This is a genomic window from Collinsella aerofaciens (assembly GCF_039062365.1).
Classification (GTDB): domain Bacteria; phylum Actinomycetota; class Coriobacteriia; order Coriobacteriales; family Coriobacteriaceae; genus Collinsella.
Genome location: NZ_JBCJBI010000006.1, coordinates 89,118 through 113,451 on the forward strand (window position 1 = coordinate 89,118; position 24,334 = coordinate 113,451).

General features: G+C 59.9%; 21 protein-coding genes. 6 read left to right on the forward strand and 15 right to left on the reverse strand.

From position 1 onward, the window contains the following. Positions 1-193: 193 nt before the first annotated feature. Positions 194-898, forward strand: coding sequence for a serine O-acetyltransferase (gene cysE, locus ABCN01_RS04690; RefSeq protein ID WP_035138740.1), 705 nt, complete (start codon positions 194-196; stop codon positions 896-898). A 111-nt stretch (positions 899-1,009) separates the two neighbouring features. Here cysE and ABCN01_RS04695 read toward each other — a convergent pair whose 3' ends face one another. From ABCN01_RS04695 to ABCN01_RS04710, 4 genes are all read right to left on the reverse strand, one after another. After that, positions 1,010-3,025 (reverse strand): ABC transporter ATP-binding protein, encoded by a 2,016-nt coding sequence (locus ABCN01_RS04695; RefSeq protein WP_342996189.1) that lies wholly within the window; start codon positions 3,023-3,025, stop codon positions 1,010-1,012. A 1-nt stretch (position 3,026) separates the two neighbouring features. Next, positions 3,027-4,751, reverse strand: a complete 1,725-nt coding sequence (locus ABCN01_RS04700; RefSeq protein ID WP_342996190.1) for an ABC transporter ATP-binding protein — start codon at positions 4,749-4,751, stop codon at positions 3,027-3,029. Further along, complete coding sequence (locus ABCN01_RS04705; RefSeq protein WP_342996191.1) at positions 4,751-5,251, reverse strand: MarR family winged helix-turn-helix transcriptional regulator; 501 nt, start codon at positions 5,249-5,251, stop codon at positions 4,751-4,753. The genes ABCN01_RS04700 and ABCN01_RS04705 overlap by 1 nt, the downstream gene beginning before the upstream one ends. A 181-nt stretch (positions 5,252-5,432) precedes the next feature. After that, positions 5,433-5,723, reverse strand: coding sequence for a hypothetical protein (locus tag ABCN01_RS04710; protein ID WP_006235631.1), 291 nt, complete (start codon positions 5,721-5,723; stop codon positions 5,433-5,435). Between the two features lie 294 nt (positions 5,724-6,017). Here ABCN01_RS04710 and ABCN01_RS04715 point away from each other — a divergent pair, with 294 nt between their 5' ends. Beyond that, positions 6,018-6,539, forward strand: a complete 522-nt coding sequence (locus ABCN01_RS04715; protein WP_342996192.1) for a nitroreductase family protein — start codon at positions 6,018-6,020, stop codon at positions 6,537-6,539. A 228-nt stretch (positions 6,540-6,767) separates the two neighbouring features. Here ABCN01_RS04715 and ABCN01_RS04720 read toward each other — a convergent pair whose 3' ends face one another. The 3 genes from ABCN01_RS04720 to ABCN01_RS04730 form a co-directional block, all read right to left on the reverse strand. Further along, entirely contained in the window at positions 6,768-7,343 is a 576-nt protein-coding gene (locus ABCN01_RS04720; RefSeq protein ID WP_342996193.1) for a hypothetical protein, read from the reverse strand. A gap of 84 nt (positions 7,344-7,427) precedes the next feature. Beyond that, positions 7,428-8,645 (reverse strand): helix-turn-helix domain-containing protein, encoded by a 1,218-nt coding sequence (locus ABCN01_RS04725; RefSeq protein ID WP_342996194.1) that lies wholly within the window; start codon positions 8,643-8,645, stop codon positions 7,428-7,430. Between the two features lie 273 nt (positions 8,646-8,918). Then, positions 8,919-9,953: a YeiH family protein gene (locus ABCN01_RS04730; RefSeq protein ID WP_342996195.1), complete on the reverse strand. Its 1,035-nt coding sequence runs from the start codon at positions 9,951-9,953 to the stop codon at positions 8,919-8,921. Positions 9,954-10,146: 193 nt separating this feature from the next. Here ABCN01_RS04730 and ABCN01_RS04735 point away from each other — a divergent pair, with 193 nt between their 5' ends. Beyond that, positions 10,147-10,848 (forward strand): GntR family transcriptional regulator, encoded by a 702-nt coding sequence (locus tag ABCN01_RS04735; protein WP_050766156.1) that lies wholly within the window; start codon positions 10,147-10,149, stop codon positions 10,846-10,848. Between the two features lie 113 nt (positions 10,849-10,961). Here ABCN01_RS04735 and glmS read toward each other — a convergent pair whose 3' ends face one another. Beyond that, positions 10,962-12,809: a glutamine--fructose-6-phosphate transaminase (isomerizing) gene (gene glmS / locus ABCN01_RS04740; protein WP_035138734.1), complete on the reverse strand. Its 1,848-nt coding sequence runs from the start codon at positions 12,807-12,809 to the stop codon at positions 10,962-10,964. A 311-nt stretch (positions 12,810-13,120) separates the two neighbouring features. Here glmS and ABCN01_RS04745 point away from each other — a divergent pair, with 311 nt between their 5' ends. After that, on the forward strand, positions 13,121-14,233 hold the full coding sequence (locus ABCN01_RS04745) for a LacI family DNA-binding transcriptional regulator (protein ID WP_342996196.1): 1,113 nt from the start codon (positions 13,121-13,123) through the stop codon (positions 14,231-14,233). Positions 14,234-14,346: 113 nt separating this feature from the next. On the opposite strand, the gene ABCN01_RS04750 is transcribed toward ABCN01_RS04745, so the two are convergent. Beyond that, positions 14,347-14,997, reverse strand: coding sequence for an HAD family hydrolase (locus ABCN01_RS04750; RefSeq protein ID WP_342996197.1), 651 nt, complete (start codon positions 14,995-14,997; stop codon positions 14,347-14,349). Positions 14,998-15,163: 166 nt separating this feature from the next. On the opposite strand from ABCN01_RS04750, the gene larE reads away from it, so the two are divergent. Further along, positions 15,164-16,042 (forward strand): ATP-dependent sacrificial sulfur transferase LarE, encoded by an 879-nt coding sequence (gene larE, locus ABCN01_RS04755; RefSeq protein ID WP_342996198.1) that lies wholly within the window; start codon positions 15,164-15,166, stop codon positions 16,040-16,042. 865 nt (positions 16,043-16,907) lie between these two features. Here larE and ABCN01_RS04760 read toward each other — a convergent pair. From ABCN01_RS04760 to ABCN01_RS04785, 6 genes are all read right to left on the reverse strand, one after another. After that, the gene (locus ABCN01_RS04760; protein WP_195192742.1) at positions 16,908-17,360 is read right to left on the reverse strand and encodes a PTS sugar transporter subunit IIA; all 453 of its coding nucleotides are present in this window, start codon (positions 17,358-17,360) and stop codon (positions 16,908-16,910) included. Positions 17,361-17,371: 11 nt separating this feature from the next. Then, positions 17,372-18,310: a transketolase family protein gene (locus ABCN01_RS04765; RefSeq protein ID WP_342996199.1), complete on the reverse strand. Its 939-nt coding sequence runs from the start codon at positions 18,308-18,310 to the stop codon at positions 17,372-17,374. Further along, on the reverse strand, positions 18,310-19,140 hold the full coding sequence (locus ABCN01_RS04770) for a transketolase (protein WP_342996200.1): 831 nt from the start codon (positions 19,138-19,140) through the stop codon (positions 18,310-18,312). The genes ABCN01_RS04765 and ABCN01_RS04770 overlap by 1 nt, the downstream gene beginning before the upstream one ends. Positions 19,141-19,203: 63 nt before the next feature. Further along, a complete protein-coding gene (gene fsa, locus ABCN01_RS04775) occupies positions 19,204-19,887 on the reverse strand; it encodes a fructose-6-phosphate aldolase (protein ID WP_006235616.1) in 684 nt (227 codons plus the stop codon). Between the two features lie 125 nt (positions 19,888-20,012). Continuing rightward, positions 20,013-21,287: a class II D-tagatose-bisphosphate aldolase non-catalytic subunit gene (locus ABCN01_RS04780; protein ID WP_006235615.1), complete on the reverse strand. Its 1,275-nt coding sequence runs from the start codon at positions 21,285-21,287 to the stop codon at positions 20,013-20,015. 144 nt (positions 21,288-21,431) lie between these two features. Then, the gene (locus tag ABCN01_RS04785; RefSeq protein ID WP_342996202.1) at positions 21,432-22,904 is read right to left on the reverse strand and encodes a PTS fructose transporter subunit IIC; all 1,473 of its coding nucleotides are present in this window, start codon (positions 22,902-22,904) and stop codon (positions 21,432-21,434) included. Between the two features lie 414 nt (positions 22,905-23,318). Here ABCN01_RS04785 and ABCN01_RS04790 point away from each other — a divergent pair, with 414 nt between their 5' ends. Next, positions 23,319-24,329: a LacI family DNA-binding transcriptional regulator gene (locus ABCN01_RS04790; RefSeq protein WP_040359542.1), complete on the forward strand. Its 1,011-nt coding sequence runs from the start codon at positions 23,319-23,321 to the stop codon at positions 24,327-24,329. Positions 24,330-24,334: the final 5 nt, after the last annotated feature.

The window sequence follows — 24,334 nt, forward strand, 5'->3', positions numbered from 1 at the left end:
TACGTCCAAGTTGACCAGTATACGGTTGCGGTGCCCCCTCGTGCGCAACCCCACAAAAGCATGACTCCATTACCAGCAAGTTTGCATAACTGACACTTGTAGCGCAAAGCCGCCAAGATTGTCCTTTTTAATCCCTAGCGAATCGCTATACTTTATTGAATCGCATTGCCATGGCGCTAAGGGAGGGCGGCCGGTGAGCTTTATCAATACCATTCGCGAGGACATCAAGACCGTCCAGGCGCAGGACCCCGCCGCGCAAAACGGTCTGGTCATCTTCCTTTCCTATCCTGGCCTGCACGCCAAGTGGAACCACGTGCCCGAGCACTGGCTCTGGGAGCATGGCCATCGCTCGCTCGCCCGCGTGCTCTCGCAAATCACCCGCCACATCACCGGCGTCGAGATTCACCCCGCCGCACAGATCGGCAAGCATTTCTTTATCGACCACGCCATGGGCGTCGTCATCGGCGAAACCACCATCGTGGGCGACAACTGCGTGCTCTATCAGGGCGTCACGCTCGGCGGCACCGGCAACGAGACCGGCAAACGCCACCCAACGCTCGGCAATAACGTCACCGTGGGCACGGGCGCCAAGGTGCTCGGCAACATCCGCATCGGCAACAACGTCAAGATCGGCGGCAACTCGGTCGTCGTCAAAGACGTGCCCGACAACTGCACCGTCGTGGGCGTGCCGGGACGCATCATCAAGCGCAACGGCTGCCGCGTGTTCGAGGAGAGTTTCGACGCCAAGCAGCATCGCGAGTACATGCCCGATGACGCCGCCGAGCAGAGTGCCCTCAACCGCCAAGGCATCACCGAGAACGCCCGCCGCGTCAAAGAACTCGAGCGAGAGGTGGCCGAGCTCAAGGCCCTCGTCGCCAAGCTCGTGGACGAACGCTAGGAACGCAAGCGGCACAAAACGGCATCGGCACCGATGCAAAAGGCGCGCCAGGGGATCAATCCCCGGCGCGCCTTTTTTCGATGTGACATGCGGGACTGTCCCTTTGTCACATTATGCGAACTGACTCAGATAGAGGTCGGCATAAGCGCCCTCGGCTGCGAGCAGCTCCTTATGCGTGCCTTGCTCGATGATGTTGCCGTGGTCCATGACCAAGATCAGGTCGGCGTCCACAATCGTCGACAGACGGTGCGCGATCACAAAGCTCGTGCGCCCATGCATGAGCGCGTCCATGGCACGGCCGATGGCAAGCTCGGTGCGCGTGTCCACGCTTGAGGTCGCCTCGTCCAGGATGAGAATCGCCGGGTTGTTGAGCAGCACGCGCGCAATGGTCAGCAGCTGGCGTTGGCCCTGACTAATGCTCTCGGCATCGTTGGCCACGCGCGTGTCATAGCCCTGCGGCATAGTGCGCACAAAGAAGTCGACCTGCGCGGCGCGCGCAGCCGCCACGATCTCCTCGCGCGTTGCCTCGGGGCAGCCGTAGGCGATGTTTTCGGCAATCGTGCCATCGAATAGCCAGGCGTCCTGCAGCACCATGCCAAACTGCTGACGTAGCTCGCCGCGATCCATGCGGCTCGTATCCACGCCGTCGAGCGTAATACGCCCGCCGTCAATCTCGTAGAAGCGCATGAGCAGGTTGATGAGCGTCGTCTTGCCTGCACCCGTGGTTCCCACCACGGCAATCTTCTGGCCCGGCTCGGCGGTAAACGACACGTCGCGCATCAGCGGCTTGTCGGGCGAATAACCAAAGCGCACGTGCTCAAAGGAGACGCGACCCTCAACGCGACCCGGCAGCTTGGCGGCCTCGTCCGGCAGCGGATCGGCCTCCATCTCGGGCTCATCAAGCAGGTCGAACACGCGCTCCGCACTCGCCAGCGCGCTCTGCAGCGAGTTGAAAGTAAACGACAACTGCGTCATGGGTTCGGACGCCTCGTAGATAAACTGGAAGAACGCCTGGAACACGCCGACGGTCATGTGACCGGCGACCAGCATGCTGCAGCCCACGAGCGCGATCACGATCTGCGCCAGGCGACCAATAAAGCGCACCGCGGGGCCGACGGCGTTAATCATAAAGTCGGCCTTGGCACTCACGCGTGCCAGCTCGCCCGAAGCCTGGTGCACCTCGGCAGAACTCTGGCGCTCACGGTTGAACGCGCGAATCACCAGACGGCCCGAGTAGCCCTCCTCAACCGCGCTCGTAATCTTTGACACCCACTCCTGGCGCTCACCGGTTACGTCATGCGTGCGGCGCGAGACCACCTTGGTCACCAGCAGCGACAACGCCGTAAAGAACAAAAAGACCAGCGTAAGTGGCACGCTAAACACGAACATCACGCTCACGGCGCCCACCACGGTACCGATCGACACCAGAAGCTGCAGCAAGCCGCGCTGCATGCTCTCGGACATCTTGTCCAAGTCGTTGGTCGCGCGGCTGACGACCTCGCCGGGACGATGCGCGTCAAAATAGGCGAGCGGCAGACGATTGAGCTTTTGTGCGATGCGGTTACGCAGACGCAGGTTGAGGCGTTCGGCCACGCTCGACATCAAAAAGCTCTGGAGCGCGTAGAACGAGGCAGCGGCCGTCCAGATCATAAAGTAGATGAAGATGGTCCTGCCGCAGTTCTCCCAGGTGATGTTGAAGGCGGTGTCGTTGGCAAACGCCACCTGAATGTGGCCCCACAGCTCATCGATCACGCGGGCGCTATATGCCGGCGCAGCGGTGTTAAAGATGGCATAGAACACGATGCTCGCGAACACGATATAGAAGCGCCAATGGTCACCGGCAGCCTCGCTCCACAGGCGGCGCACCGTCGCCCAGGTATCCCGAGGCGTCTCGTCCTCGTCTTCATCGTCCACATCGCGCATGCGCTCCGCCTCGGCTCGAGCGCGCTCATCCTCGGCTCGTTCGTTTGCCTCATAGAGCGCCTGGCGGCGAGCCTCGCGCGCGGCTGCAGCCTTGGCGGCCTCATCCAGCTCGGGTGCTACGGCAGCCTGGTCGACCGTTTTATCGGCAGCGTCCGCAGCGGCAACATCGACAAGGCCGCCTTGTTTCCTGAGCTCCTCGGTCATGCTACTCACCTCCCTTCATCTGCGATTCCGCGATAGCGCGGTACACCTCGCAGGTTTCCATAAGCTCATCGTGCGTGCCTAGGCCGACGATCTCGCCGTCTTTGAGCACCACGATCTGATCGGCATGCAGAATGGTCGAGATACGCTGCGCGATGATGAGCACCGCGGCATCGCGCGTCTCGTCCTGCAGCGCATGGCGCAGTGCCGCATCGGTCTTAAAGTCCAGAGCCGAAAAACTGTCGTCGAAGATATACAGATCGGCATGCTTCATGAGTGCGCGGGCAATGGCCAGGCGCTGGCGCTGACCGCCCGAGAAGTTCGTGCCGCCCTGGGATACCGGAGTATCGAGCCCCTGGGGCTGATCGAGCACAAAGGTGCTCTGGGCAACCTCCAGCGCATGGAGCATGTCAGCCTCGGTCGCGCCCTCGTTGCCAAAGCGCAGGTTGCTCGCCACCGTACCCGAGAACAGCCACGCCTTCTGCGGCACGTAAGCGATATGCCCGCGGATGTCGTCTTGCGAAAGGTCGCGCAGATCGATGCCGTTCAGGCGAATGGCGCCCTTTGTGGCATCGTGGAAGCGCAGTAGGAGCTTGGCCACCGTCGACTTGCCCGAACCCGTCGAGCCGACGATTGCGGTCATCTGACCGCGGCGACAGGTAAAGTTCAGATCGCACAGCGTGTCCTCGTCGGCATCGTCAAAACGGAACGACATGTGATCGAACACGGCGACCGCGTCCGCATCGTCCTCGGAGGCAAGCGCACCGTCACTCAGCGTACGCTCGCCGTCCACGATGCTCGGCTCAATCTCCAACACCTGCTGCGCACGGTTCAGGCATGCGGCGGCGCGTGGGAGCGTCAGAATCACCATCTGCGCCATCATCACAAAGAACAGAATCAAGATTGCGTACTCGAGCACCGCAGAGATGCTCGCAATCTGCATGGCGTGGGCGCCTACGCGGTTGCCGCCCACCCACAGCACCGCCACCTCGGCGATGTTCATCAAAAAGAAGCTTGAGCTGTCGAGGCCCACAAACAGGTGGTTGACTTTGATGGCGTTGGCGGCGTATTCGCTAAACACCTCGTCCAAACGCCGTTCCTCGTGGCGCTCCTTGTTAAACGCACGGATGACGCGCACGCCCACGATGTTTTCGCGCAGCACCACGTTCATGCGGTCGATAAAGCCCTGTAGGCGCATAAAAATCGGCGCCGCGTTGGCAACCGTAAAGACCGCCGCCACCAGCACAATCGCAACGACTACGCCCAGAAGCGTGCCCATGGCGGGATCGATAAACCAGGCGAAGATGATGCCCGCCACAGCCAAAAACGGCACGGGCAGCACCAGCTGAATCGTCTGCAGAATCGCCTGCTGAATCACGTTGATGTCGTTGAGCGAGCGCGTGATCATCGATCCGGTGCCAAAGCGCTCAAAATCGCTGGCCGCGAGCTCGAGCGATTTGTCGTACACGGCATTGCGGATATCGCAAGCCACGTTGGCGGCTAGGCGCGCCGAAAGATAGCAGCCCAGCACCGTGCCGCCGCTAGCCATGCTGGTCGCGATAAACATGTATAGGCCGTTGCGTAAAATGTAGTCGACATCGCCCGTGGTAATACCGGTGTTGACCATGTTCGCCAACATCGTGGGAACCAACAGCGTACCAACGTTATCCACCAGCAGCACCAGCAGCGTCACTGCGACAAGCCCTCGATATGGCTTTAGAAACCTCATTAACAGTCGCACGACTCCCCCTCACCTTGATTCTCGGCTTGGCTCTCGGCAGCGATATGCTGCTTAAAGGCATCGCACTCATCGCCGAGCACCTGAGAGAATTTGCCGATCAAGCGCATAATCTTGCGCTGCTCACATGGCTCAAGCGCGCCAAAGGCTCGCTGTTCGGCCTTGAGTGCCGGCAGCGCATAACGCTCGGCAAATCGCCTGCCCTCTTCGGTCAGGCTCACAACCTTGTTCTTACGGCTGCCTTCGGCAAACTCCAACGTTGCGAAGCCCCGCGCCGTCAAGGTTTTAATTGCCGAGTTGATGGTCTGCTTGCTGTAGAACCATTCGCTTGTCAGACGGCTTACGGCAATACTGCCGCCCGCCGTGCTGGTATCGACGAGCATCCAGTAAGCGCAGTCCGAAAGGCCGCAGGCGCGCGAGAACTCCGAATAGATATGGTCGAGTCCATTGAGCAACCGGTCGAAGTCGACCAGTGTAACCGCGCTATTCATCTATCCCACCATTCGATTGTCCGATTTTTGACCAATTTTGTGTCTCTAGATTAGTCCGAGTTTTGACTATCGTCAACAGGCTCTCCGCAAATGTTTGCACTTTTATGGCCTATCGGCAGAAAAAGACCGCCGGCGCGGGGGCGGCGCCAGCGGTCACGTGAAAATCGGGTTTTATTGCCTGTTAAGCGGCGACAGCCTCATAGACCGTAGCGCCCGAGAAGCTGTCATGCAGGCTCTTGCCGGCAATCCACGGCAGCTCGACGACCTCGCAGACCGTGTTGACCAGCTCGGAGCAGTCAGTAAAGTGGCCCTTGTCGTTGAGGGCCTCGCAATCCTGAACACGCCAATAGCCATCGGTGTGCGTGATGTAGTACTCATGATCGTTGATCGACACGAAAGCGCGCGTCTTGGACCGCAGCAGCTTCAGAAATCCTTCGAAATCGGTCTCGACGACATCTCCAGCCTGGAACATGATGTTACCTCCTGGCCCGGCGCCACCACGGCGCATTGATAAACGTTGGTACTCCTTTAGTAAAACCTTTATCAGAGGTTATGCGTTCGTCATTTAGGCAAGTGGTAAAAAACCGCAGGGTAGACGGGATAAAACGTTTAACCATCCCATTGGTTTGTCACATTCTGAAGGTACTTTTATGCAAACCTACTTTCCCAATTGGAATCTATCCTTTTGGCCGAGCAATTGACCGTCTATCGTTTGAGCCCGACGGGTATGAACGGGGCATCTGCAACGCCACCGCAAGGAGACACCATGGAGACTATCGAAGCACTCATTCACCGCCGCAGCTGCCGCAACTACAGCGATCGTCCCGTCGAGGCCGAAAAGCTTGCACGTATTATCGAAGCCGGCCAATATGCACCGAGCGGCATGGGCCGCCAGCCGGTGACGTTTGTCGCCGTCACCGACCCCGCGACCGTCGAGCGTCTCTCACAGCTCAACGCCCAGGTCATGGACTGCAACAGCGACCCCTTCTATGGCGCCAAGACCGTTGTGGCGGTGCTGGTTGACCGCAGTGTGCCCACACATCTGGAAGACGGCTCGCTCGCCATGGGCAACTTGCTCAACGCCGCCTATGCACTGGGTGTCGATTCGTGCTGGATTCACCGCGCGCATGAGGTCTTTGACTCGCCCGAGGGCCTGGAGCTGCTGGCCAGCTGGGGCCTGCCCGCCGACGGCAGCCTGCGCGGTGTCGGTAACTGCATTCTTGGCTACGCCGAGGACACGCTACCCGAGGCAAAACCGCGCCGCGACAACGTCGTCTACGTAAGGTAATTAGTTCCGCCGTTCTACCGAACGGCGGGCTCGTTGACGCTGCGCGGGCCGCATTCACGCCAATCTGACGTTCAATTTCGAGGGCGCGACCAGAAGGTCAGCGCCCTCTCATTTCACGTCACCTTGGCGCAAATGCGGCTCGCTCGCTTTTGGCGACTGACATCGAATGAGCCACTGTCTTGGGCAGCTAAAAAAGCCCCGTCCCAAATTAGCTACCCCACTCGTAACTTATATTGACGTCGCCGTTGTCGTCGTTTCGTTCGTCTGGGTCGTTTCGGCGTCGTTACCTTGCTCGCCTTCGTCCTTTTGAGCATCTGCGATGGTGGAGGCCGCCGCAACGATACCGCGCTGGGGCGCGACGCCTGTCTGGGTCTGTGCGCCCTCGACAACTTCTGTGCCTGCATGCGCGAGCTCGGGCGATTTAAACACTGCGTCCAAGTTGGCGCCACCGCCGGCATATCCGAGCGCAGCGAGCGCGATGACGATCACTGCAACGGCGGCCACGATCGGCACGTAGCGATGCCAGCCGGCGGGATTGAGCCCGCTGCGGCGAGCCGCCCCGCGGCTGATGTAGCCGAGCGTTCCGTCGTGCTTGAGCTTTGAGCCCACCACGCGTTTGCGGCCCCACAGCGAGGACTCTGCCTGCATTGCCAAGCGGGCGCTTGCCGAAGGATAGCCGTATTTAGTGCGCTTGAACGAGCCATCAAACCCCGAGGCGCGTTTGCCCCACGTCACCGATGTTGTGCGTCGGTTGACCGGCGCGGCACTCCGCCTTCTGCGGCTCGGTTTTGAAGTCTCAGCCATATGCCCTCGCACGCCGTAACCAAATCGAAACAATAACGCTTTGGACTGTAGCACACGCGTCGCGTGCGGTCACGGGCGCCTCGCTCAACGGTCATCGTCCTTCAGCAAGCGCCACAGCGTTGTACGGCTTATGCCCAGCACCTCCGCCGCACGGGTTCGGTTGCCGTGGAGATGGTCTACAACCAGATGCGCGATATCTCGCTCGGTATCGGCCAGCGGTCGCAGGATATACAGGTCACTTTCGAGCGTCGGGGCGCCAAAGGTTGCGGTCTTAATCACGTCCTCTTGGGCGAGCACTTCCTCCGCCACAGCACGGTCCACCGTGCCCGCCCCCACCAATATATACAGTCGTTCCGAGACCTCGCGGAGCTGCAGATAGTTGCGCGGCCAGCGGTAAGCATCGAGCTTCTTCGTCGCCGCGGCAGACAGCGCGGGCGTTGCCGTCCCAAATGCATCAGCGAGATATTCCAAATAGCGCGCAACCTTCGTCGACGCGGCTCCCTGCTCGGCGATTGCCGGCGCCACGCTCACCGCACAGGCGAAGCGCTCGGTCACAAAGGCGGCTTGATCACTTTCGCCGCCGCCCGGCATGTCATTCGCCGTCAGCACCACATGGCAGCGCGTCGCCAACGCGGTGTCGGCCATCGTGGAGACCAGCTCGCGGAGGCGCTGGGGGCCAACCGCGTTCCAGCCCTCAATGCAAAGGGTCAGCCCCGTTTGGAACAACGGCGATTCGGCGCTTTTGAGCACATGGCGCCAACCGCGCTCGGTGAGCTCATCGAGCGCAACGGAAACAAAGGGCTGACCGGCAAAAGGACCGTCCAGATAGAGACGCTTGGCGATCTCGACCTGACCCGCTCCCAGCTCGCCCTCGAGCATAAGGGGCACGCCGCGCGCATAGCTCTCGGCAACCGGTGCAGCTACCGCAGCGGCACCCTCAACGATGCCGTACGCGCTCGATTCGTAGCGGGCCTCAACCTCGTCGGCGTTGAGCCACTCGATGCCCGCATGCGCCGCGGCGCCGCGCACCTCGCGGACCACGGCGACCCAAAGCCCCCCGCCCTCCTTGTCGGTGGGACGAACGGTCAGGCTCAGGCGCGCACCCTCACGCCCCATAACCAGACGCGCGCCGTCTCCTATACGGTCGAGACGCTCAGCGACAAAAGCCGCCACATCCCGCTCAAGCGCCGCGTCATTCATGGTCGAGATCGCGACGTCTCCACGCGCATCGATTGCCAATGCCGAGGCCCCGGCAGCAGCCAGGGCCTCGGTCAAGATGTTCAGCTTGGCATCGCTATCCATGATTTGCCCCTGTCCGCGGCGACATGCAACCGACGACGGTCGCACGACCGAGTGTTTCAAAATTGAACGATATTGCTCACCAAACACTATAGGGCAGAAAGCGCCGTCCTGCGAGTATAGGTGTTGCCCCGCATCGCCATCCTGGCGGGGCGATAAGAGCTCTTCGGGACTTATAAACCTGCGGACAAGCCATACCCGCAAGAGCTCCTATCGCTCCACCGCAAGCATGCGCTCACCAGCACGAAGCACGCAGCACGCAAACAAGCTACTTCTCTACCAGATTCCCAGTACGTGTTGCATTCCCAAGCTCATGCACGCAATGCCAATCCAGCAGCAAAAGCCCAACGCGATGGGCTTGCCGCCCTTTTTGACCAGCTCGACGATATCGGTATTAAAACCAATAGCCGCCATGGCCATCACAATAAAGAACTTCGACAGCTCCTTGATGGGCGCCGTGATGGACGCGGGAAGCTGAAGCACCGTGGTGATCACGCTCGCCAGCACAAAGAACAGCACAAACATGGGAAACGCACGTTTAAGGGAGAACGTGCTTTTGGCGTCGCCGCCGGCTTTGCGCGCCAGATGCATCTGCCAGCATGCGAGGACCAACGTGATGGGGATAATGGCCAGCGTCCTGGTGAGCTTGACCACCGTGGCGCTCTCGAGCACATTGGCGCCGGGATGCATGCTGTCCCAGGCACTCGCCGCAGCCGTTACGGACGAGGTGTCGTTGATGGCGGTGCCGGCAAACAGGCCAAAGCCCTCGTTGGTCAGCCCGAGCATGCCGCCGAGCGTCGGAAACACGAGCGCCGCGATAACGTTAAACAGGAAGATGACCGAAATGGCCTGGGCAATCTCGCGATCGTCGGCATCGATGACGGGTGCGGTCGCGGCGATGGCAGAACCGCCGCAAATCGACGAACCCACACCCACAAGCGTCGCGATCTTACCCGGCACGTTCATAGCGCGGCAGAGCACAAAGGCGATGACAAGCGAGGTCGAGATTGTCGCCACGATAATGGGCAGCGACTGGGCGCCCTTGGACAGAATCTGGGAGAGGTTCATGCCAAAGCCAAGCAGAATAACCGCGTACTGCAAGACTTTTTTGGACGTATAGGTGACGCCGGCGGCGAGCTGTTCGCGACGATTCTTGGGAAAGACGAGCGCCAGGACCATGCCAAAGAGGATGGCAAATACCGGACCGCCGACCACTTCAATTTGTTTGCCGAGCAACGTCGCGGGAATGGCGATGATCAGGCAGAACAAGACGCCTTTCCAGCGCTCGCGTACGATGTTTGCCAGTTGCATATGGGATTCCTTCTTTCTATTTCACGTTTGCGACGGCTTATGATACGGCAACATTGAGCGCAGCCTTGCGCAAACACAGACTAAGATGCCGCAATAGTTCTCAGGCAACAGCCGAATCACCCACCGCGAAGAGCTGATTCGCGGCATAATTAACAACTGACATATGAGTTTGATAGAACAGTTGCGAGGCGCTATGGAAGAATCGATGCACGTCGGCGAGCAGGAAACGAGCCTACAGGACCAGTCCTACCACACCATTCGACGCAAAATCGTCTACCTGGACTACAAGCCGGGCGAAAAGCTGGGCGTCAAGCAACTTTGCGATGACCTGGATATGGGTCGCACGCCCGTGCGCGAAGCTTTGGTTCGCTTGGCGCAGGAAGGCCTGGTGCGCACCGTGCCCCAGAGTGGCACCTACGTCTCACCCATCAACCTCACCCTTGCCGAGAGTGCCTGTTACATCCGCGAGCATCTGGAAAAGCAGGTGATCGTGGAGTGCTGTGCGCGCGCCACCTCGGCCGGCATCGAGCAGCTCGACCGCGCCATCGTGCTGCAGGAAAAGGCCATGGCCGAAGAGGATCGCATCGGCTTCTTTTTGAGCGACAACCTCATGCATCACATGATTTTTAGCATCGCATGTCGCAGCACCGTGTGGTCGTGGCTCGAAGAGACCAATGCCGACCTGGAGCGCTTCCGCTGGCTGCGCGCTGCCACGCAGGTTCTCGACAATCAGGACATCGTGAACGAGCACAAGCAGATTCGCCGCGCTATCGCCGGTCGCGACCCCATCGAAGCGAGCTTTTTGGTCAGCAAGCACCTGCACATGATGTTCCGCAACCAAACCGAGGTTCTGGACCAGTTCCCCGAGTACTTCGAGACCAGTAAGCTCCGCTAACCTGCCAAATAGGGACAGGTTCATTTTGGCAGGTTTTATCCGGGCAAATGCAACAAGGCCCGGCTCCGTCTTGATGCGGAGCCGGGCCTTAGTCGCTAGAACGGCGGAACCAACTACTCTACCGTGACGCTCTTGGCCAGGTTGCGGGGCTGGTCAACGTCGCAACCTCGCAGGATGGCGACCTCGCGGGCGAGCAGCTGCAGCGGAACGCTCGCCGTGATGGGGCTGAACACGTCGCGGACTGCCGGCACGCGGATGATGCAGTCGGCGATCTTGTTGATCTCCTCGTCGCCCTCGGTGGCAACGACGATGACCTTGGCGCCGCGCGCCTTGCACTCCATGAGGTTCGACACGGTCTTGTCGTAGGTGGCACTCTTGGTTGCCACGGCGATGACGGGGAAGCCCGGGTCGATCAGGGCGATGGGGCCGTGCTTCATCTCACCGGCGGCGTAGGCCTCGGCGTGCAGGTAGCTGACCTCTTTGAGCTTGAGCGCGCCCTCGTAGGAAATAGCGGCACCCATGCCGCGGCCCACGAACAGCGCCGACTGCGCGTCCTTGCACAGCAGGGCGGCCTCATGCACGGCCTCGGTCTGGGTATCCAAAATCCACTGGATCTGCTCGGCCGTATCGGAAAGCTCGCGGAACAGCATGCGCGCCTGCTTGGTGGTCAAGCGGTACTTGACCTGCGCCAGCAGCAGGGCCAAAAGCGTAAGGCTCACGACCTGGCCGATAAAGCTCTTGGTCGAGGCGACCGCAATCTCCTTGTTGGCCTTAGTGTAGATGACGCCGTCGCTCTCACGCGCCACGGGGCTGCCCACCACGTTGGTGATGCCGAAGACCTTGGCACCCTTGATGCGCGCGTCGCGAATGGCGGCAAGGGTATCGGCCGTCTCGCCCGACTGGGACACGGCAACGACAAGCGTCGTCGGCGTAATGATGGGATTGCGATAACGGAACTCGCTGGCCGCCTCCACCTCGGTGGGGATGCGAGCCCAGCCCTCAATGAGATTCTTGGCAATGAGGCCAGCGTGATAGCTGGTTCCGCAAGCGATCACGTAGACGCGATCGATGTCGTTGAGCTCCTCGAGCGAAAGGCCCAGCTCGTCGATGTCGAGCTCGCCGGCCGGCGTCATACGACCGACCAGCGTGTCGCGCACGACGCGCGGCTGCTCGTGGATTTCCTTGAGCATAAAGTCGGGATAACCGCCCTTTTCTGCCATGTCCAGGTCCCAGTCGATGTGGGTGACCTTGGGCTCAATCACGTTGCCGGCCTCGTCGGTATACTCGACGCCTGCGGGCGTGAGCTTGGCAAACTGACCGTCCTCGAGCACCACGACGTCGCGGGTTGCGTCGATGAGCGCGATGACGTCGGAGGCGACATAGGCGCCGGTCTCGCCCGCGCCGACCACGATCGGGGAATCCTTGCGGGCCACGGCGATCACGCCGGGCTCGTCAGCGCACACGGCGGCCAGACCATAGGCACCGACCACGTGGGTGCAAGCCTCGCGCACGGAGGCCATCAGGTCGTGCGTCTCGGCATAAGCCTCTTCGATCAGATGCGCGAAGACCTCGGTATCGGTCTCGCTCTTAAAGTGATGGCCGCGGCCCTCCAGCTCTTCGCGCAGCTCGGCGAAGTTCTCGATGATGCCGTTGTGGACGATGGCGATACGACCGTCGCAGCTGGTGTGGGGGTGAGCGTTAACGACGGAGGGCTTGCCGTGAGTGGCCCAACGGGTATGGCCGATACCGCAGGTAGCGTCGCTGTCGATGTTGGAAAGCTCGCTCTCCAGGCCCGCGACCTTGCCCACGCGGCGGATGACGTCGAGGTGCGCCGCGGCGCCCTCGCCCACCTCGAGCGCGACGCCCGAGGAGTCATAGCCGCGATACTCCATACGCTTGAGGCCCGTAACCAGGATGTTCTTTGCAATATCAGAGCCGGTGTAGCCGACAATTCCGCACATAGGATAAATCCCTTCGTTCGCGTGACTGCAAGACGTCCACGCACAAGGGGCGCTGAGACGTATAACGTTCGAGTATTGTACTCACGCAAGCACAAGCTGATATACCAGAAGTGGTATCTCAACTTAGATACCACCCGATGCACACACGTCCAGCCGGTCCAAACCACCACAAAGGTACCTGTCCCCTTCGTGGCAGTCGCGCTGGCAACGGCGTTTCCCCAGATAAACCTGCCAAAATAAACCTGTCCCTTTTTGGTAGGTTTAGGATGCTACAATCTGGCTTGTACTTGAAACGCATCAAAGGGGCCGCTATGGCAAAGGTTAAAATCAGCGACGTCGCGCGCGAAGCCGGGGTTTCGTTGGGCACGGTTTCCAACGCGCTCAACCATCCCGAAAAGTTGCGTCCCGAGACCCTCAAGCTCATTAACGAAACCATCAATCGACTGGGCTACCTGCCCAACCAAAGCGCTCGTCAGCTCGCGGGCGGCGCCACCAAGTCCTTTGGCCTGGTGCTCCCCCGTCTCGACCACGGCTTTTCACTCCAAATCGCCAGCGGCGCCCACAACGAGGCCCGCAAGCACGGCTACGACCTGCTCATCGCCAACGCCGATAACGACGATATTCTCGAGGACCATTACCTGCGCTACTTTATGGGCACCCAGATGTCCGGCGTCATGGTTCAGCCCATGGCATCCCCCGACTGGCACCCCGCCATGACCAAGATGCCCGTGCCGATCGTCCATCTGGACATCCATTGCTCCGAGCCCGGCTACTACGTAGCGGCCGACAACGAGGCCCAGGGTCGCATCATTGCCGAACTCGCCATCGCCCGCGGCGCGCACCATATTGTCGTCGTCGGCCGAGCAGCATTTATGCAACTCACCCTGCGCGTCCTTGGCATTCATAAGGCGCTCGCCCTACATCCCGACATCAAGATCGAAGTCATTGACGCCGGCGAGTGGAATACCGCTGCCGACGGCTACGGAATCGGTGCCCAAATCGCCGAGCGCCCCGCGAACGAACGCCCCGATTTTGTCGTCGGCCTGACCGACGTGTTGGCCTCGGGCGTTATCTCGGCGCTGGTCGACAAGGGCATCTCTGTCCCCGGGCAAGTACGCGTAGCAGGTTGCGATGGCAACCCACTCGCTTGGAGCGGATCGGTCCCGCTCACTACGGTAGCGCCCCCGGGCTACGAGATTGGCCGCAAGGGCGTTCAATTGCTGATGGAGCAAATCGAGAACAAGGCGCCGGCGAAGCCCAAGCACGTCCACATCGGCTCTGCCGCGCGCACCGTCACCGCAGTCACCGCCGCCGAGGACATCAACCGCCAAGAACTCGTGCGGCCGTTCCTGCTGGAACGCGCCAGCACCCAGGCAAGCAGCCAGACCGACGCCACGGCCATCAACCTCGGTGCGTATCTATAGCACGCCCGCAAGTATGCTAAGTCGCCGCTCAAGCAAAAGGGGCCCGACCATTGCCGGGCCCCTTTTGCTTGAGCGCAAACGTGGGCAATTGCTCGTTTCAACACCGCAATTGTCTAGCGCACGGCCTTGACTGCCGCTGCCAGGTCGAATAGCGTATCGAGCACGGCCTCGCAGCCATCCACCACGTCCTGCGGCAGCGGCACGATATCGGGGACGGCAAAGACGTGGCATCCGGCCGTGATGCCCGAGACGCAGCCGTTGCGCGAATCCTCGACCACGGCACATTCCTCGGGAGCAAAGCCCGCGCGCTCGCAGGCAAGCAGATACATCTCGGGGTCAGGCTTGCCGTGCGCGACGTCCTCGCCGCAGGTCACCGTTTCAAACTTGTCGAAGAGGCCGACCATCTTAAGGTTGCGCTCGGCCGTAACGAGGCGCGACGACGTCGCTAGACCCACGTGATAGCCCGCAGCCAGCAGCTCGTCTAGGCACTCGGCGGCGCCGGCCTTAAGTTCCAGTTCGGTCTTGACCATCTCGTCGCGAATCTCCTTGTGGCGACGATAGATCGCCTCGGTGGTTTCGTGGCTACCATAATGCTTATCAAGGATGTCCATAACATCGGGCAGCGTGCGGCCGATAAACTGATGGATCAGCGCATCATCAATCGCGAGCCCCAGCTCAGCGGCGCCTGCCTTCCAGGCCTTAATCCCCAAACGCTCGGTATCGACCAGCGTTCCGTCCATGTCAAAAATAACAGCCTTGATCATATCGGCCCCCTCACCGGATTGTGTTACCACCACTCTACCGCACTTACAAACTTGTATATAACGTATATAGCATATTGCACTTTCGTTACATAGATAGAAGACTTATGGCAAGTAACGCATTAGGATTATAGTTTTCGACCGAGTACTCAACGATAAGGATCGTTTCATGATTTTAGACACCACGGCACCCGCAGAGGAGCTTCAAGACAAGCTATCGGCGCTCGAACACCTGCTTTTGGCATACGGGCGCGTGGCTATCGGGTTTTCCGGTGGCGTCGACAGCAGCTTTTTGGCCGCCGTATGCGCCCGCATCATGCCTACCAATACCCTCCTCGTCCATCTCACCACGCCGCTCATCGGCACGCCCGAGCAGGCTTCGTTTGAGCAGTCCGTTGATGGGCAGGCCAATGAGGGGCCGCATTTTAAGCTCCCCGTGCTCAATCTTTCGGTGGATCAGCTGCAGCTCCCCCAAGTAGCCTGCAACGATGCTAATCGCTGCTACCACTGCAAGCACGCCGGCTTTACCGCCATCGTCAACCACGCCAAGTCGCTCGGCTTTCCCACCGTCATCGATGGCAGCAATGCAAGCGATCGCGGTGACTACCGCCCCGGCATGCGTGCGGCAGAAGAGCTCGGCGTACGCTCACCCCTTATGGAGGTCGGCTTTACCAAGGACGAAGAGCGCGAGCTGCTGCGCGCATGGGGCTATCCCGTTTGGAGCCTGCCGGCGGGAGCCTGTCTTGCCACGCGCGTCCCCACGGGCGAGGAGCTTACGCGCGAGAAGGTCGATTTAATCCGCGCCTGCGAGGATTACCTGCACGATCTTGACTTGGCTCAGGTCCGCGCACGCCTGGTCGGCGGCTGCATGCATATCGAGGCCGCACCCGCAGATGTCGCCAAGATTGCCACCCTCGGCGGTGCCGCCGTCGACGACAAGGGCAAGACCCCGCTGCCCGCCGTTATCGAGTCCGCGCTGCGCGAGCTGGGCTGCGACCATATCTCCCCCGAGGTCACCCCCTACATCCACGGCAACATGAATCTTTAGGTTACGCCGTTTTACAAACGGCGTAACTGCTCGGCGCTGCGCGGGCCCCGGGCACGGCAATCTGACGCTCAACTTCACGGGCGCGACCAAAAGGTCAGCGCCCGCTTGTTTCACGTCACCTTGCCGCACCCGGAGCCCGCTCGCTCGCATATGCTCAACCTGGACTGCGTTAACTGACCCACCAAAACGGGACAGGCTTATTTTGGCAGGTTTTATCTGGGGAAATATCGCAAGACAACTGCCTCTCTAGCACCCCTCTAACTTCGAGAGGCAATTGAGAGGCGTCTCGGCGCACCTACTTTTTCCGATAGCGGCGGTTACAGCTCGTCGATGAACCCATTACTTCAATGAGTCCTTTATCCGCCATTTTTGGCAGATGGTAACGGACGGACGAGATTTGGCATTCCGTCTCTCTAAAACAATAGATTTATCTCTCTAAAGTTTCGTATATCTCTCTAACTTTAGAGAGATAAGCACCTTGTTTTAGAGAGACATTTAGAGAGATGCATCGAATTCACTGCTAGATTACCTAAGACTATCTCTCTAGCCTACTTTCTCTTTAGAGAGACATTTAGAGAGACGAGCGTAATCTCTCTAACCATGGGTCCTGCTCTCAAAACGCATACACCCCAACCGCACCCTAAGTTGCGGTGGAATAGTTCCTGTCTTGCAGTCTATCGGGCATAAACAGGAACTATTCCACCGCAACTTCGTTTGACGGGCATTGACCCGCAGGCCTGCCAAAAAGGGACAGGTTTATTTGGCAGGTTTTATCTGGGGAAACGCAAACAGGGCCGCGACACCTATATGGCGTCGTGGCCCTTTTCCTTGGAGAAGGATCGATTGATTGAACGGGATGACCGTTCTAGTCTTCGAGTCCGCTATTGATGAGCTCCGCAATTTCAACGGGATCGGTGCTCGCGCGCACCTTGTCACGGAAGCCGGCATCCATCAGCATCACGGCAGCCTTGGAGAGCAGACGCAGGTGCGTGGTTCCTGCTTCGCCCGCGGGAACATACAGCGCGAGCGCCACATCGACGGGTACGCCATCAAAGCTCGGCCACTCAACAGGCTCGGACAGCTTGAGCACGGCCACGCCCGGCGTATGGATCGCATCGCTCTTGGCATGTGGAACGGCAAAACCGGCGACAAGCCCGGTCTCGGCCTCGTTCTCGCGAGCAATAAAGGCAGCCTCTACGGCAGATGCGTCATCGGCAAAGCCGAGCTCGATTGCCTGCTCGGACAAATAATGCAGGGCGTCCTCGCGCGAGGCGGCGGTATACCCTATCGTCACTTGGTTGGCAGATACGAATCCCATGAAAACCTTCCTTACAACACGGACCTGACCGCGGCTTCGATGCCGTCGGCGTCCAAACCGTACTTGTGCAGCAGATCAACCGCAGGACCGGATTCACCGTACACATCGCGCACGCCGACGCGACGCATCGGCACTGGATGCTGCTCCGCTAGCACCGAGGCAACGGCCTCGCCAAGACCGCCGATAATCGAATGCTCCTCGGCAGTGACCACGCGGCCGGTCTTTTTGGCGCTGGCTACAACCAGGCGTTCGTCGAGCGGCTTGATCGTATGCATATTGATGACCTCGGCTTCGATGCCATCGGCAGCGAGCGCCTCGGCAGCCTCAAGCGCCTCGGCGACCATAAGGCCACAAGCGATGATGGTCACATCGGACCCCTCGCGCACGACCACGCCGCGACCAATCTTGAACTCATAGTCCTCGTGATCGTTAATGACCGGTGTTGCCAGGCGGCCAAAACGCATGTAGACCGGCCCCTCAAACTCATAGGCGGCGCGCACGCAGGCGCGAGCCTCGATGTCATCGGCAGGAACGATCACCGTCATACCCGGAATCGTGCGCATAAGCGCGATATCCTCGCAGCACTGGTGCGTGGCGCCGTCCTCGCCCACCGAAATGCCGGCATGGGTGGCGCCAATCTTGACGTTGAGATGCGGGTAGCCAATGGAATTGCGGACCTGCTCGTAGGCGCGACCAGCGGCAAACATCGCAAAGGTGCTCGCAAAAGCAACACGGCCCGTGGTCGCGATGCCGGCGGCAAGACCCATCAGGTTGCTCTCGGCGATGCCGGCATCGTAAAAGCGCTCAGGATGGGCAGCCTTAAACTTACCCGTCTGCGTTGCGGCAGCCAGGTCGGCATCGAGCACTACAAAGTCATCGTGCTCATTGCCCAGCTCGACGAGCGCCTCGCCGTAGCTTACGCGCGTGGCGACTTTCTTGACCTCTGCCATTAGAGCTCCTCTCCTGCTGCCGCGAGCTCGGCCATAGCCTGCTCAAACTGCTCGTCATTGGGCGCCTTGCCATGCCAGCCAACCTGGTTCTCCATAAAGGAGACGCCTTTGCCCTTCACCGTCTCGGCGATGATAGCGACGGGCGCGCCGGTCACCTCGCGAGCCTCGGCGAAAGCCGCCTCAATCTGCGCCATGTCGTTGCCATCGGCCAGCTCGATCACATGCCACTTAAAGGCGCGGAACTTGTCAGCGAGCGGCATGGCCGAGTTGACTTCATCGATCGTGCCGTCAATCTGCAAGCCGTTGTGGTCGACGACGGCAACAAGATTGTCGAGCGCATGGTTGCCGGCAAACATGGCCGCCTCCCACACCTGGCCTTCCTCGCACTCACCGTCGCCCAGCAACGTGTAGACGCGGTAGCTGTCGCCCCAGTGCTTAGCGGCAAGCGCCATTCCAACTGCAGCAGAGATGCCCTGACCGAGCGAGCCGGTGGACATATCGACGCCTGGCGTGTCATTCATATTGGGATGGCCCTGCAGTCGGCTGCCGATATGGCGGAGCGTCTTGAGCTCTTCGACGGGAAAATAGCCGCGGTTCGCCAACACCGAATACAGCCCCGGCGCCGCGTGACCCTTGGAGAGCACAAAGCGATCGCGATCGGCCTTGCGAGGGTCGGTAGGATCGATATTCATTTCCTCAAAGTACAGATACGTCATGATGTCGGCAGCACCGAGCGATCCACCCGGGTGTCCCGACTTGGCCGCGTGAACCGCAGTCACGACACCCTTCCTGACCTCATTGGCGACCTTCGCCAGCTCCTGGTTGGTCATACGAATTCCTCTCTCGAGAACAACCCCGGCACCGGATGACGCGATGCCGGGGCAATCCACTCGTTAAGCCTGAGCGACGACCTTCTGCCAGTCAGCCTCGAACGAGGCAAGGCCCTGGTCGGTCAGCGGGTGATGCAGGCACTTCTTGAGAGCGGCCATGGGCACGGTCGCGATGTCGGCGCCAAGAAGAGCCGCCTGGGTCACGTGGTTGGGCGTGCGGACCGAAGCGGTGATAATCTCGACGGTGTCGTCGACGTTCTTGCCGGTCCAGTCATAGTTCTTGATGCAGGTCACAACATTGTCGAGCTGCGAGATGCCGTCCTCGGCGATGTCGTCAAAGCGTCCGACAAACGGGCTGATGTAGCGGGCACCGGCGTTGGCGGCCATAAGGGCCTGCGTCGGCGAGAAGACGAGCGTCATGTTGACACGCACGCCCGCATCGGCCAGCGCGCGGCAGGCGGCGAGGCCGGCCTCGCAGACGGGGAGCTTGACCACAATGTTGGGGGCAAGGGCGGCAAGGCGCTTGCCCTCCTCGATCATGCCCTCGGCCGTGGTGGCGGTAGACTCGGCGGACACGGGCAGCCCCTCGCAAAGCTCGGCGATCTTGAGCATGTGGGGTTCAAAGTCTGCAAGCTTGCCGCCGGTCTTGGCGTACAGGGACGGGTTGGTGGTTACGCCGGCAAGGCAGCCCCAGCTCTTGGCCTCGGCGATCTCGTCAAGGTTGGCGGTATCGATAAAGAACTTCATGGTGCAAACTCCTTCGGAGGAATCCAAAACTCAAAAGAAAGGACAAAGGGGATGCCCCTTTGTCCTATGTGCCGGGCCTGCAGCTGGGACATGCCCCAGGCCCGGCGTCGTGTAGGAAAAACTACTTAGTCCTCGAGAGCCTTCTCGATGCGGCTCGTGACGCCCTTGAGGTTAAGACCGACGACGTACTGCTTGATCGGGCGCTTGATGTGCTCAATCACAAAGCGCTTGCCGTCGATGTCCTGGGCAGCGAGGTTGCGATAGAGCTTCTCGACCTGCTCCTTGACCTCGGGATCGTTAAAGGCGTAGTGACCGGAGACATCCAGAATCTTCAGGCTGAGCTCGTCGTCGGCCAGAATGTCGTCAACCTGCAGGTTAACGTCGTCGCCGGTCATCCACTTGCGCCAACGCTCGGTCTTGATAGCCTTGACCAGCAGCGTGTGATACAGGTCGGAGGGATCGTCGCACAGGCCGTTGTCGACCAGAATCTGCTCGGTAGCGCAGAGCTTGAGGTAGGCGCGGGTCTCCTCGGTGCCGTACTGAGGGGCGACATTGGAGGCCGTCACGTGAGCCGGGATGTGCTCGAGCAGCGTTGCGTCATCCAGATAGTCGGCGTTGTGCTCCTTCAGGCCCACGCCGTAGCGTTTTGCCATGTCGGCGAGCTCGCGGGCGTTCTTAAAGTTGTAATGGCCGACCTGCTCGGTCCAACGGGTAAGCGTGCCGGTCTGACCGACGATAAAGGTGGGCATGGGGCAGCCGCGCTTCTCGAGCTCGGGCTGCAGCTGAGAAATGAACTCCTCGTACTTATCGGTAGAGGTCAAGCCGCCATTGGTCTCCTCGGTACCGACCTCATAGGCGACCTCGGGCAGGTTATGCTCGCGACGATACTGCTCAAGGTAGTCGATAAGATCGATCGTGCGGCGAAGAACCACGTCGAGCGGAATAACCTTGCCGATCTGATAGGGGTCCTTGGTGGGGTCGACCATCAGCAGGTCAAAGCCTGCCTCCATGTCGGCGACGAAGGACTTTCGGGCGAGCTCCATGGCCTCGTCCTCGGGCAGGTGGGCGTTACGCTCCTCGTCGCGCTGCCACGGACCGCCGTGATCGCGGCACAGGTAGTACGGGCCGGTGTAACCCACCTCGTCGGCAACCTTCTTGATGTCGGCGGCAAAGCGCGTCTGGTCCCAACCGTTGACGTAGCCGGCGCCCATCTCGTCCATATCGACCTGGTTGCGGCTGGCGATAAACATGGGCGGGAAATCCTCGTCCTTGGCAAGCTCGAACACGGCCTGAATCAGGTTGGGGCTCATGGGGCCAATGCCGACCATGGTTGCGTGATCGCCGCTATCCTGCAGCTTGAGCATGCCCTGAACGGCCTGGCGGATGGTGAGGTTGGACATTTTGTTCTCCTTCTCCAGAGGATTTTTGACAAAAGTTCCCTGGGACCCAGATGTGGGCCCTATCAGTACGGATGGATTTTGTTGTGTAGGGGCGGTTGTGCGGAGTCAAATCCATCCCTCCGCACAACCGGAGTCCTTAAAGGTTTACTTGGCCTGCTTATCGAGCGTGGGCTTCATGGCAATCAGGATTGCAGCGGCGACCACGGAGCCAATCACGATGTCCAGGCAGAACAGCGCGACGTTGTTGGTGGCAAGGGCGACGATAAAGCCACCGTGTGGGACGTAGCAGTCGATACCCTGGAAGGCGGCGAGTGCCGCACCCACGGCAGAGCCGATGCAGATGCCGGGCAGGGTGTGGCCAAGGTCCTTGACCGCGAAGGGGATAGCGCCCTCGGTGATGCCGATGCAGCCCATGAACAGTGCGGAGATACCCATCTGGCGATCGGCGTCATCGAACTTGTTCTTGGCAATGAGCGCTGCAAGACCGCAGGCAATCGGGGGAATGGCGACGGCGACGCGGAACATACCGTTGGGGCCATAGATGCCGGAGGCCATGATGGCCATAGTAAAGGTCGAGGCGGTCTTATTGATGGGGCCACCCATATCGAAGGCGGTCATAACGCCAATGACCAGGCCCAGGACGACGGCGGAGCCGCCCTGCAGGCTACCGAGCACGCTGGTGAGCCAATCCATCACAAAGCCAAGCGGCGTGGCCAGGATGTAGATGTAGGCCATGCCCAGGACGAGCGAGGTCAGAATCGGGATGATCAGGATCGGCATGATGGTCTGGATGGTGTTGTTGACCTTCCAGGTCTTCATCCAGCGGACAAAGTAACCGCAGATGACAGCCATGATCATGGCGCCCAAGAAGCCAGTCGAAACGCTGTTGCCGCTCGGGGTGACGACGGCGTTGTTGACCAAGTAGCCCAGGACAAAACCGGGGGCGAGCGCGGGCTTGCCGGCCATCGAGTAGGCGATGTATGCCGCAAGCACCGGAATCATCATGGAAATACCGGCCATGCCGATGGTATTAAGGCTCACCATCAACGGGTTGGTGACCTCCATACCGCTAGCACCGGCAGTACCGGATGCCAACGAGAAGGCGAGGAACACGCCACCGATAACGACAATGGGGATAAAATAGGAAACGCCGGTATTGAATGCATTGAGCAGCGTCTTACCCGGATCGGCAAAGATAGACTGCTTGGACGCCGGTGTCGGGGCCTGCGGGGCAGCGGAGACGGCCTTCTTCTCTGCCTTGGCCTCGGCCTTGGGCGCGTCAACGGCACCGCCCGTCGCCTTGATGATCTCAACAGCCTGGTCGATGATCCTGACCGGATCGGCGATCACATCGGAAGTACCGACCTTGAGGAACTTGCCCTCGGCCATCTTCTGCTCAAAACGGTCCTCGTTCTCGACACCCACGTCGACGGACTCCAGGACCAGGTCGGCGGAGTCCACGTCTTCCTGCGTGAGCTCATTCTCGATACCCAGGCCACCCTGAGCCTCGACCTTGCACTCGATGCCACGGGCGGCGCATTCATCCTGAATCGCCTTCTGGGCCATATACGTGTGGGCGATACCCACGGTACAGGCGGCAACGCCTACGATCTTCATTGCTTCCCTCTTTTCATAGAGTTGCGTGCGCAAGACACCGTTTGCGGAGGCCTCCGGAGCATCCCCTGCCGTTTGGACTTGCTGTCTTTTCGACAAGACCAATATAGGTGCTCGTTTTTCTTAATGCCAGCTTATTTCGGTAAACGCGCAGGTCAGAGCGTTGGTTATGCGATTTAGTTATGCGTTTAACCAAAAATGAATCCTGCGATTTTACCCTCGATTTCAAAAGTCAAGAAGTATTTGATTTTCTCGGTAGACGGCAGATGTGCATGCCGGTCACAAATTTCGACCCCACCCATATACCGCATTTGTTGCATACTCATATGAAAGGAAAAGCCGCTCACCGAAGCGTATCCCTCGCCAAGACTCAAAGTCATCATGTTGGAAAATGCTCATCTGTCGGAAGGAGTCGCTGTGGCAAAACAGCGCGTTACGATCGCAGACGTCGCTCGAGAGGCGGGAACCTCGACGGCAAGCGTCTCGTATTACCTCAACGACAAACGAGAAAAGCTTAGCGAGAAGACGCAGAACAAAATCGCGCGCGTCATTAAGGAACTCGGATACGTTCCCAACGCCCAAGCGCAGACGCTCACCGGCAAGCAAACCCACGTCATCGCCATCATCATTTTGGATAACACCAACAAATGGGCGGGGCTCGTTCTCAATGGCATGGAGCAGGTCATGCTCCCCGCGGGCTACCAGACGGTCGTTTGTACGAGCAACTTTAACCCCGAGACCGAGCTCATGTACGTCGACAAGATGCTCTCGCTGGGCGTCGATGGCTTTATCATCCAGCCCACGGCAAACTTCAAAGCCGTGCACGACCGCATTAGGCGCGCCGGCAAGCCGGTCGTCTTTTTCGATGCGGCCATCTATAGCCCAGGTACCAGCTGGATCAAAACCAACCTTTACGACGGCGTGTACAACGCCACACAGGCGCTCCTCGACGCCGGCTACGAAGATTTCTTTTCCATTGCCGCCAACATGACCGAGATGCGCACCCGCATGGAGCGTTTTCAGGGGTATGCCGAGGCGCTGGCAGCGAACGGACAGCTCTACAAAGCGATTCCCATCGACCACAACAAGCCGTCAATCAACGAGCTTACCGAGTACTTTAAATTCAAGTTCAATCCCGCCAAGCGTACGCTCATCTTTGTCCAAAACCAATGGGCGCTCCCCCGCGTCTACAAGGCGCTTCAGCCCATGGCACATCTGCTTCCGCAGCAAATCGGCCTTTTGGGACTCAACTGCGAAGACTGGACTAATCTCACCACGCCGACCGTCTCCACCATCATCGAGCCCGTCGACCAGGAAGGTCGCGAAGCAGCCGAGATGCTGCTCGCCCTACTTGACGGCAGCAGCGAACCCGGCGAGCAGCGCATTCTCGAGTGCAAGCTCAACTGGCTCGACTCCACCTCGATCTAGACCGC